Here is a 10,941-nt window from a genome sequence, read left to right on the forward strand (position 1 = left end):
GATCAAACTCTCCAAATTGGTGTTTGAAATGCTCATTACTTTTTATCGCTTTTCTAACGATCCGTTAGGATCGTAAGGGCAGTTATTACTCGTTGTTCAGTTTTCAAAGAGCAATCTTTTCTTTCGTTTGTAATGCTTGTTTTTGCTTGTCGTCCGCGTGTTTCTCTCGGCCGGAATTAGAATATACCATGTTCCAGCCTAGCATTGCAAGTCTTTTTTTAAAAATTAATCATTTAAATTATAAATCCCGTTAAATCACCGCTTCTAAACGTCATTAATTATATATTTAAGCGTATAAAACACAGGTTATCCACTTCTAATCGCTTCATACTATACTAACGAAAAAGAAGCAGCACTATAAGCCTTGTTATCGCGGCCTCCTCTCTTACTGCCTCCACCTACCCAATGGTAACCCATCGCTTTGGGGCTTTTTTAGAGCATCATATTTATTAAAATAACAGTTGACCTTCACGCTGCGTGAAGGTGTACGATGATCTTGTCAGGAGGTGAGCAGATGGAATACACCATTCAAAAGCTGGGGCTGATGGCTGGTATTAGCACAAGAACACTGCGCTATTACGATGAGATCGGGATGCTGAAGCCGGCGCGGATTAATTCCTCGGGCTATCGCATTTACGGGCAAGCGGAAGTTGACAGGCTGCAGCAAATTTTATTTTATAAAGAGCTTGGCGTAGGCCTCGAGGAAATCAAAATGATGATAACGGCTTCCGCCTTTAACGGGAAAAACGCCCTGCGCGAGCACCGGCTGAAGCTGCTTGAAAAGAGACAGCAGCTGGATCTGCTGATCGCTAATGTCGACAAAACAATAGCCCAAAACGAAGGGAGAATCACGATGACGGACAAAGAGAAATTCGAAGGCTTCAAAAAACAGATGCTGGATGAGAACGAACAAAAGTACGGCAAAGAGATCAGAGAAAAATACGGGGACGAGCAAGTCGAGCGCTCCAATCAGATCGTTAAAAACATGACGCAGGAGCAGCATACGGAGATCGAGAAATTAGGCGCCGATATCATAAGCGTGCTGGTAGACGCTTATGCGGCAGGCGATCCTGCCGGCGAATTGGCGCAAAAGGCTGCCGATTTGCACCGCCAATGGCTCAGCTTTTATTGGGGGCATTACAGCAAGGAAGCGCATGCGGGCATTGCCCAAATGTACGTGGACGACGAAAGGTTCACCGCTTACTACGATAAGCATCAACCGGGCGCGGCGGTATTTTTAAGGGATGCGGTTCTTGTTTATACGGGTATGGGCGATAGCCAATAGAAACCACAAAGCAGCACAATCCTCTTGAGAGGATTGTGCTGCTTTTTTATCTGCTCTATCCTATCCCTTAACGGAGCCAGCCGTCAGCCCGCGGATGAAGCTTTTTGAGCCTATGGCGAATAAGACAAGCACCGGGATCGTCCCGAGCGTCAGACCTAATATTTGAGCGGCCAGATCTGTGCGGTACGCATCGCCCAGCGCCGTTATGCCTAGCGGAATCGTGTAAAGCTCCGGCTTATTGACGATGATAAGCGGAAGCAGGTAATTGTTCCATGACCATAAGAATACGAGCAGCGAGAGCGTCGTGATCGCCGGATAAATAAAGGCGACCACAATCCGGAAAAATACGCCGATATCCGAGCAGCCGTCTATTCGCGCGCTCTCGAGCACCTCGGTCGGTACCGCGCTTTTGATAAACTGGGTCATCCAATATACGCCGAATGCATTGGCCACCCAAGGCAGGATGAGCGGCAGCAGCGTGCCCGACAAGCTTAGATAGCGCATCTCAATAACGTAGGCAACCAATCCAAGCTGGCCGGGGATCATCATCGTGAGCAGTACCGCGGCAAAAATCTTGCTCTTGTGCTTAAATTCATGCTTCGCGAAAGCAAAGCCTGCAAAAGCGCTGACCAAAACCGAAAACACCGTGCTAACCAGTGAAACGATAATGCTGTTCCAGTAAACGAGATCGAACCGGCTGGCTGCCACTGTTTTTAAATTTTCAAGCAAGTAGGTGCCCGGCACCAGAACGATTTTGGTAAATAAATCTTCGTTTTGATACGTTCCCATTATGATCATGATATAGAAGGGCAGCAAAGCAAATATAGAAAGAAGGGCAATTGCCGTCGTAGCGAGCGTCGTTCTAGCGGTTTGGCTCATTCCTGTTCCCCCCTATAAAATCTTGCGCCGATGAATGAGAAGAAGGCGATAATGAAACATAAGCCATAGGCTATAGCCGCCCCAAGCCCATATCTGGTCATGCTGCCGTAGGCGGTATCATACATATTCCAAACGGTCGTTAAGCAGCATCGGTCCGGTCCGCCGATGACAGCCGTGCTCGATCCCATTCCCGCGCCTCCGAGCAGCAGCATCGGTTCCTCTAGCAGCTGGAAGCCCCCAATGATTCCCGTGATGACAATAAAGACGGTGACCGGCTTAAGAAGCGGCAGCGTTATGGACATAAATGTCCGGTAACCGTTGGCCCCATCAACCTGCGCGGCTTCGTTTAGGTCCTTCGGTATGTTCGCAAGGCCGGCAAGATAGAAAATCATGGTGTAGCCAAAGCCTTTCCAGAAAAGCATGATAATAATAACGAATCGGGCATACAGCGGATCTCCCAGCCAATAGATTCCTTCATCAATCAAACCGAGCTGTATCAGGATTTTGTTAATAAAGCCTGCTTGCCAATCAAACAGAAGGTTGAACATCAATCCCACCGCAACAGGCGTAACGATGTATGGAAGAAAATTAACCAATTGAAAGAAGCCCTTCCACTTTACCCAGCGGCTGTACAGAAGCGACGCAATGACAAGCCCGAATAGGATTTGAAGCGGAAGCGTAAACGCAACAAACAGCAGCGTATTTCCAACTGACTTAAAAAAATAAGAATCGGGATTAAACAGGAATTTGTAGTTATCCAAACCGACAAAGGTTTTCTCGCCGATCCCATTCCAGTCTGTCATACTGACATACAGTGAAAATAACATGGGAATAAGGCCAAAGGCCAAATAAAATAACAGGTACGGCGAGAGGAAAAAGTAAGGCACCCATTTTCTTTTTACGGCATCCATCGCTTACACTCCTGACTATTAGACTAGTTGTGAAAGGAAAAGCGGCCAATGGGCCGCTTTATTTCTTGCCATTATCCGCTTAACCGCGCTTACTCCCAGACAATATTAGGCGCTTTCGCTTTTAATTCTTTTTGAATGCGGTCCATCGCTTGCTCTACGCCGAATGCTTCGTCTTTCACGAGCGTCTGAAGCACGATATTCATCACTTCGTCCAAAACCAAATCATTGATATTTTCCGGCATATCCTTGGTTGTCGCCGAAATGTCTACAAAAAACTTGTGGCCGATATCCTGCGTGCCGAAATTCCGCCATGTCCAGTTGGTAAAGGACTCATTCTCATAGGCTTGTTTAAAGTGCGTAAATACGCCGTCCTTTTTTTGAGTTTCCGCGCCTTCCTGCGACATCGAAGTGAATTCAATCCATTTCCAAGCCAACTCTGCATTTTTAGCGCCTTTTGGAATACCATGTGAAGAACCGCCTCGGATAAAGCCGCCGCCTGGAGGCACCATCAACGCCCAACGGTCATCTTTTTTGTCGTTTGGTCCGATTACATATTGCGGCATCCATACGGGCGACATCGCGAATATGTATTTCTCCCCGCCAAATGTCGCATTCCAGGCCGGTGTCCATTGATCGAGCTTGTCTATAATGCCGGCATCCCGAAATTTCACTAAATCGGTCACCGTGTTTGTAAGCATAGGCACATTCAGCTTATCCCCGTCAAAATACGGTTCTGCGCGCTGCCCTTTAAGCGTCTGGTTCACATCGCCGAGGCTCGGGAACATTTGAACCTTTCCTCCGCTTTGCTGCAATACCTCTTTCCCTTTCTCGATAAATACATCCCAGTCCGTGAAGATGGCTTCCATTTCCTCCGGATTATCCGTTCCGAAATATTGTTTCGCGAGCGATTTGATGTAGGCAATGCCTGCTACGCTCATATCGTCCGGTATTGCGACCAGATGATCATCGACGGAGAAAGTCGGGAGATCATAATCGAACAGAATGGATTTGTCGGCATTATAAGGCGCAGCCTCAAGATTCTCAAGAATGTCCATATCGAAAATTTTAGCTTTTTGTCCTCGTTCGATTCTGACGACATCCGGTAATTCGCCGCCGGAAGCGATCGTCGTTTGCAGCTTTTTCGAAATATCCTCCGCGGCGACGTTCACACGCTTCACTTTGATATTCGGATATTTCGCATTAAAGGCAGCCAGCGCCGTAGGATGCTCAGGCTCCCAAGTCCATAATGTGAACTCCCCCTTTAAATCTACGTTTCCTTTGCTTGCAGCGGTTCCCTCGTTATCTGCTTTTGCGCTTTCTTTATTGTTCGTATCGCCCTCTTTCTGGTTATTTACGGCATTGCCTCCACCGCAGGCCGCAAGCAAACATACGAGCATGGTGATGGTGATCAAAAGACTAACCCGTTTGGTCCAAAATCGTATAAGCATCGAATAATCTCTCCCTTGTCAACTTATATTGTCTACGCTTTCAATATACATGCTTGTAAATGTAAGCGTAAACATTGCAATCCTACACTTTTGGTCGTTATCCAACGTTTCCTCTTGCTTAGGAGTACCTGCCATACGTATAATCAAGCATACGTCAAATCCAGCGGAGGTTCGGATGAACAAAATCATATTGGTAGATGACGAACGCATTGCCTTGGAGCATACAAAAAGCCTTCTGGCTTGGGACGAATACGGCTTCGAAATAATGGCAACCGCAACAAACGGCAGAAGCGCCCTGCGTCTATGCGAAGAAATTCGCCCTCATATCATGATCGTCGATATCCGCATGCCTGTCATGGACGGGCTCGCATTAATCAGAGCGGTTTCCGAGCGGAAAATAGGAGTAAAATTCATAGTCATGAGCGCCTATGAGGACTTTGACTATGCGAGACAAGCCATTTCCATCGGCAGCGTATCCAGCTATCTCATCAAACATGAGGTAGACCGGAATAAATTGCTGCTCGAGCTGAACAAAGCGAAGGAAAGCTGGGAAGCCGACGAAAACCAGCGAAGGATGCAGCGATCCGATCAACTGAAGGAGATGATTACGGGTACCGGACTTCCCCTTCCATTAGAGGATAGCTCCGCTGCTCCACCATTTGGCATGCTGCTTGTCCAAAAAGACGTTCCCTTCTCGGCCGTTCCTTCGGTCAACGGGGGGACAGGGCTGCTTCCATCGCTCAAATGGAGCTACGCTGAATTAAGCCGGCTGGCCGATCCAACGCCCTGGCAGCTAGTCGGCGAATTTGCTCTCAATCGCACCCAGCTCGTAGCCCTGTTTTCGCAAAAAAACAGAGCAGATTGCACCCAGCGCGATTCATTTAAAGATCTCGTTGCATCTCTTCAAGTCCACCTGAATCGCCAAAACAACCAGAGCAAGTCCATTTATTATTCGTTCCAATGCCATGATTCTTTAGGTCTTCGCGATTCCTTTCGCAGAGTCGAGGCTGCCGCCCGGCATGCCGTCTTTTGCGGAAATGCGCAGATGCTGTGTGTCGATGATCTCCCTTTGCTGCCGCTTGGCAGCGAAAACTACGCATCGGCTTTACATCATGAGTACCTGGAGATGCTGGTCGAAGGCATGGGCCAAAATGATCTCGTTAAAATGGAAAACGCTATCAAAAACCAATTCCACTCCCTTGGCCAACAGCGTTGGAATTTGCCAGGCTTGTACGAAACCGTTCATACGCTTAGCGGACTGTTGAATAAACGTAATGCTGCCCTGGGCTTGCCTGAAATCGATCCTTTGCCGTTAACAGATAAAGTGCCTTTGTATCACATCGATGATATCATGAACAGCTATATCCTACTGTTCCGGAAGCTATTTTCCTCAATGGGTACTCACGACCGGTTATCCAATAAGCTGCTGCGGGCGCTGAAACACATCCAAGAGCATTTCCATGAGGATATTGCCATTGAGGATGTATCGCATGCTACGGGGATTAGTCCTTCTTATCTCCACCAGTTGTTTAAACGTGAGCTCTCACGTACTTTTCTCGATTATTTGACGGAGCATCGGATCAATCAGGCCAAGCTTATTCTAAGCCGTGAAGATGCGAAAATGACTGAGGTATGCGCAAGGGTAGGTTATCGTTCACCGCAGCATTTCAGCCAAGTATTCAAAAAAACGACTGGCATGCTCCCCCATCAATTCCGTCATGGAGGCCATCACTTATGAAAAGCCTGCGGTCCGTCATTCTCCAACGGATCATCATCGTTGCTATTATCAGCTTCCTGTTATCCGCGGCATTTACCTTTTATTATTACAAAACCATTTTAGTAAAACAGATGATTCACGAGGATGAAACGAAGCTTAGCCAGACCGTCAGGCAGCTTGAATACATGTCAGACGACATTGCCAAATTCTCATTTTCGCTTATCATATCGGAACAATTGCAATCGTTCTACAAGACCTTCGACCAGCTGGATACCTTCGGCCAGTTTGCCCTCATTCAAGATTCGCTCGATTATCTCGACGAGAACAAAGGACTTCGCAAAGAGGTCAGCAGCTTTGCCCTTCTCCTGCCGGATCGCCGCGTATTTTGGAGCGAAGCGCGAAATGATCAATATTTTAGCGAACGGCTAAAAGAAGACTGGTATCAGAATTTTGTCCAGTCCGGTCAGCAGCATGCCTTTACGGAGCCGCATGATATGATTCTAACCAGCAATACGGTAGAGCAAGGCAAGATCATTAGCTTTATCGTAACGGTAACCGATATTGAGCAGCCCGGACGCAGAATTGGCGAGCTCATTCTTAATCTTGATTACAGCAGCTTTGAATCGCTGCTCGATTTTGGCAGCGCTGACTTTGAAGGAGTTCTATGGATGAATGATGCGGGATACCTTCTATACGAGAAGGATAATCCGTCTTCAGGCATTTCGCTCACCCCTTCGCTCCTGCAAGCCGCTTCCGAGCGGCAGAAGGACGGTATCTCATCCGTCCAAGGAGGGTACATGCTCGTAGATCGGTTCGAGAGCATTAACTGGAAGCTGGTCACCTTCATTTCGCAAGCATCGTTAATGGAGCGCGGCAGAATCGTCATCTATTTGCTTGGCGTGTTCTCGCTTACCAGCACGACTTTAATTCTGCTCCTGATGATGCCTGCCATCTTCCGAATCACGAGACCGATTATGCGGCTTTACCATGCGATGAATGCCGTATCAAGCGGCAAGCTGCATACTTCCGTCAATATCAAAACCGGAGACGAATTAGAGAAGCTTGGCCAAGGCTTCAATCGCATGACTAATCAGCTGCAGGTGCATTTGGAAGAATCCATTCGCCATGAAAAAGATAAAAGAGAGCTTGAGCTTGAACTTGTACTCTCCAAATTAAATCCGCATTTTGTTTACAACACGTTGAATGCCGTCATTTATATGGCCCGGAAGCAAGGAAACGACGATATTGTCCTTATGGTCGGCTCTTTTATCCGACTGCTTCAGGATGCTGTCAAAATGGACGGCGTCCAATCTCTGATTCCTTTGCGTGAAGAGCTGGACCTGCTTCGCGACTATATCGCCATCCAATCCTTTCGCTACATAGATATGTTTGAGGTTGAATGGCATGTTCAGGAGCAGGCTTATGAATGTTTAGTTCCTCGTAATTTTTTGCAGCCATTTGTAGAAAACGCGATTTTTCACGGCATTTGCCCAAAGGATCTGCCCGGCACGCTGCGCATTTCGGCAGCGGTCTCCAGCACCGCGCTTATATTGCGCATCGAAGATGACGGAATCGGGATTGAAGAAGATCAGCTTGCGACCATATGGGATAAAGAAAACCAGAAGAAAAACTCTGGTCTTCGCCATATTGGCTTATCGCATACCCGCAAGAGGATAGAGCATTTATTTGGTGGCCAAGCCACAATGCGCATCGACAGCCTTCTCGATCAAGGAACAACCGTTACGGTCGAGCTTCCGAAGCTCCTTCCGCATAACTGACTCCTTTTTAATTTTCAAAAAAAGGACTGTCCTCGCAGGGCATATCAACCAAGCCCTGAAGACAGTCCTGAATTTCATTCGAATCTTACGACCAATCCCTCTTCGCCGCGGCAAACCCATTCCTCATCCGATGCGAAAGACGGTTTTATTCCCCAAAACGCGTCAAGCGGGCTGCTGTATAGGCAGTAGGCTAAAATTATGCATGCCATCATGGAATCTGAAGCATGATCGACCAGCTTGCCGACCTTAATCCCGCTTGTTAGCCTGGGGATCTTATCTATATCCAGCTCGATATCAAAACAGGGATCAACCCTGCGTTTAAAAACATCGGAGAGCTGGGTCAGCGCAAGCTGATCCTCCCGATTTAGTCCTAGCTTTGACCAGCCATGACTAGGGTAAACCTCGTACAACCGGGATGCATTCTCCCTATAGCTGTCAAAGGGGTAAATAGATACGTCGTTAAGCAGGTTAAATAAAAGCTTGCGGCCGCCATACACCATGCCGTTCATACTGATTGGCGTTTCGGAGACCGGGCTTTTTCCGTTTACGGCGATATCCGTCACTCTGCAGTCCCGGATGTTGTTTTTGCCGCTATGCACCTTGCCGAATTTTTGCTTAAACTCCATACGCGTATCCCCATAGGCTTCACGAATAAAAAATGGCCAAGAGGATTGATAATGTTCATTCAAATGCTCCCTTGGAATCGAGAAGGGGAAATCAAGTCCCCATGGCGCCGGGTTATTTTTAATCATATAAAATAAATCGAGCCTGTCCTCGCATTCCTTAACGTCCAATATCGTTAAACGATGATCAGCTAACCAACCTACCGTTACAAAAATTTTTCCGTTGGGATCCTTTGCCCCGCTAAAATCACATCCGTAAACGAGCATATTTCCCTCCTGAGTTTTCGATAAACCGCGGCTTCCACAAGGGGACGCTCTACCCAAGCGGAGGTTTGATAGGAAGGCGAAGTGCGAATTCGCTGCCCACTCCCTTGATGCTTTTCAGTGTCAGCGAACCGCCAAGCATCCTGGCAAGCTGATGGCTGATGGACAAGCCTAATCCCGTTCCCTCGTATTTCCGCTTTATCGTGCCGTCCTCCTGCAAAAATGCCTCAAAAACCAGCTTCTGAAATTCCTCGTCTATGCCAATACCCGTATCCTTTACCGCAAACACAAGGAAGTCCGAGTCATGGTCCTTATATACTTCTAAGCTGACGCTGCCTTTATCCGTAAATTTAACTGCATTAGATAATAGGTTTCTTAAAATTTGACTCAGCCGCAATCCGTCAGAGAACACCATTGCCGGCACTTCCTCTGCCACGGAAACAGAAATGCCTAAATTTTTCTCGTTAGCCATAGGGGCCATTTGATAATACATCGTCTGTGCTAGATCTTCTATCGATATGTCGCCCCAGTCCATTTCCAATTTACCTGCTTCCACTTTGGATAAATCCAAAATATCATTAATGATTCGCAGCAATTCTTGGCTAGAGGTATTGATGATGTCCGCATACTGCCGATTTTCGCTTTGTTCCTTGTTTCCTTCATTATCACGAATGAGTTCTGATAGCAGAATAATGCTATTTAGCGGCGTTCGGAGTTCATGCGACATATTAGACATGAAATCCGATTTATATTCAGATGACTTGATAATTTGCAGCGCCTTATACTCCAGTTCCTGATGAGCCTCGATAAGCTCCAGCTTTTGCTCGACGAGAATAATATTTTTTTTCCGAAGCTCTTCGGCACGCAGCTGATCCTTATAGAAATCATAAATAATAAAGATAAAAAAAGCGCCTAGAACAATAGATAACGGTAGGGTATAAGGCATATATTGCTTCAGATAAAGCTCACGGGAAAGAGAACCAAAGGTAGCAATGCCGGATACCTGTAAAATATTTATGCTTAACAGTGAGATTGTCGCTCTCAAGGGATAACTCCAATTCGGCTTGCGCGCATAGAGCATGACGAGCCCCGCCGAAGCAAAGGCCAAGATCGAGATATTTATCGAACCGGTTATCGCGCTGGCCGTTAAACCGTTTACACCATACCTAGCTGCAGCAATACCCAGGCCAATAATCAGCACTTGCCATGGATTCCGGAACATTAAGGTAGCGAATATAATCGGCACGACCCGTAAATCGAATACCGGGCCATCACCTATTTGAAAGCCAACTTTCATGGCCACCCAGCCCGAAAAAATAAAAATGGTTATCAATAACACTTTTTTATAGCCGTCTGATACATGCTGAAACAAAAGTTTAAACAAGAGATTAAAAAGGTAGGCACAAGTAATTAGTATACTTATATTGGTGAAAAAGATAACACAAAAATTCATATTTTGCCTCCCCTGGATGCTTTTATTGTACACGAATCAAGTACCTTTGACAAAAAAGAAAACGATAAAAACATTCGAGTTTTGGCTATGTAAACACAAAAAAAGCCCTGCTGAGCAAGGCTTTAATCGTTGTAACTATGATGCGCGTAGAGGGACTTGAACCCCCACGGTCGCCCGCTAGATCCTAAGTCTAGTGCGTCTGCCAATTCCGCCATACGCGCATGAAATAAAAAATGGTGAGTCATGTAGGATTCGAACCTACGACACCCTGATTAAAAGTCAGGTGCTCTACCAACTGAGCTAATGACTCATAGAATGGTGGAGGCTGACGGGATCGAACCGCCGACCCTCTGCTTGTAAGGCAGATGCTCTCCCAGCTGAGCTAAGCCTCCGCGAAAACAATAAAACCCACAAGCTGTGGGGTTGTTTCTTGGCACACCTGAAGCATTTGCGCCTTGAAAACTGGATACGAAAGTTAGGTTTGCTGAAACCTTTTTAGCTGCTGTCTGCCGGATGTATGGGTCCGGGGCAAACTTAAGCGTATGCTTACGATGTAAGTTTGCTTCTCAAACTTTTTAGGATA

8 protein-coding genes and 3 tRNA genes are annotated in these 10,941 nt (G+C 46.7%); 3 read left to right on the forward strand and 8 right to left on the reverse strand.

Annotated features, from left to right (window positions below; all coding sequences use genetic code 11):
* The first annotated feature begins 514 nt into the window (after positions 1–514).
* Positions 515–1,285 (forward strand): MerR family transcriptional regulator, encoded by a 771-nt coding sequence (locus MRBLPE1_RS10460; RefSeq protein WP_364145043.1) that lies wholly within the window; start codon positions 515–517, stop codon positions 1,283–1,285.
* A gap of 60 nt (positions 1,286–1,345) precedes the next feature.
* Here the strand turns inward: MRBLPE1_RS10460 and MRBLPE1_RS10465 are convergent, their stop codons facing one another.
* The 3 genes from MRBLPE1_RS10465 to MRBLPE1_RS10475 form a co-directional block, all read right to left on the reverse strand.
* The gene (locus MRBLPE1_RS10465) at positions 1,346–2,164 is read right to left on the reverse strand and encodes a carbohydrate ABC transporter permease (protein WP_364145046.1); all 819 of its coding nucleotides are present in this window, start codon (positions 2,162–2,164) and stop codon (positions 1,346–1,348) included.
* Positions 2,161–3,075, reverse strand: coding sequence for a carbohydrate ABC transporter permease (locus MRBLPE1_RS10470; RefSeq protein WP_364145049.1), 915 nt, complete (start codon positions 3,073–3,075; stop codon positions 2,161–2,163). The genes MRBLPE1_RS10465 and MRBLPE1_RS10470 overlap by 4 nt, the downstream gene beginning before the upstream one ends.
* An 89-nt stretch (positions 3,076–3,164) precedes the next feature.
* A complete protein-coding gene (locus MRBLPE1_RS10475) occupies positions 3,165–4,523 on the reverse strand; it encodes an ABC transporter substrate-binding protein (RefSeq protein ID WP_364145052.1) in 1,359 nt (452 codons plus the stop codon).
* A gap of 175 nt (positions 4,524–4,698) precedes the next feature.
* On the opposite strand from MRBLPE1_RS10475, the gene MRBLPE1_RS10480 reads away from it, so the two are divergent.
* Both MRBLPE1_RS10480 and MRBLPE1_RS10485 read left to right on the forward strand, forming a co-directional pair.
* Positions 4,699–6,261: a helix-turn-helix domain-containing protein gene (locus MRBLPE1_RS10480; RefSeq protein WP_364145055.1), complete on the forward strand. Its 1,563-nt coding sequence runs from the start codon at positions 4,699–4,701 to the stop codon at positions 6,259–6,261.
* Positions 6,258–8,018, forward strand: a complete 1,761-nt coding sequence (locus tag MRBLPE1_RS10485; protein WP_364145058.1) for a sensor histidine kinase — start codon at positions 6,258–6,260, stop codon at positions 8,016–8,018. Before MRBLPE1_RS10480 ends, MRBLPE1_RS10485 begins: the two co-directional genes overlap by 4 nt.
* 74 nt (positions 8,019–8,092) lie before the next feature.
* Here MRBLPE1_RS10485 and MRBLPE1_RS10490 read toward each other — a convergent pair whose 3' ends face one another.
* The 5 genes from MRBLPE1_RS10490 to MRBLPE1_RS10510 form a co-directional block, all read right to left on the reverse strand.
* A complete protein-coding gene (locus MRBLPE1_RS10490) occupies positions 8,093–8,908 on the reverse strand; it encodes a hypothetical protein (protein WP_364145061.1) in 816 nt (271 codons plus the stop codon).
* Between the two features lie 49 nt (positions 8,909–8,957).
* Positions 8,958–10,202, reverse strand: coding sequence for a sensor histidine kinase (locus MRBLPE1_RS10495; protein ID WP_414698865.1), 1,245 nt, complete (start codon positions 10,200–10,202; stop codon positions 8,958–8,960).
* A gap of 297 nt (positions 10,203–10,499) precedes the next feature.
* A tRNA-Leu gene (locus tag MRBLPE1_RS10500) sits at positions 10,500–10,579 on the reverse strand.
* A 13-nt stretch (positions 10,580–10,592) separates the two neighbouring features.
* Positions 10,593–10,668 (reverse strand) — tRNA-Lys (locus MRBLPE1_RS10505).
* A 6-nt stretch (positions 10,669–10,674) separates the two neighbouring features.
* Positions 10,675–10,750: transfer RNA gene (locus MRBLPE1_RS10510), tRNA-Val, on the reverse strand.
* Positions 10,751–10,941: the final 191 nt, after the last annotated feature.

Origin of the sequence: Paenibacillus sp. LPE1-1-1.1 (genome assembly GCF_040676435.1) — a bacterium.
Lineage (GTDB): Bacteria > Bacillota > Bacilli > Paenibacillales > Paenibacillaceae > Pristimantibacillus.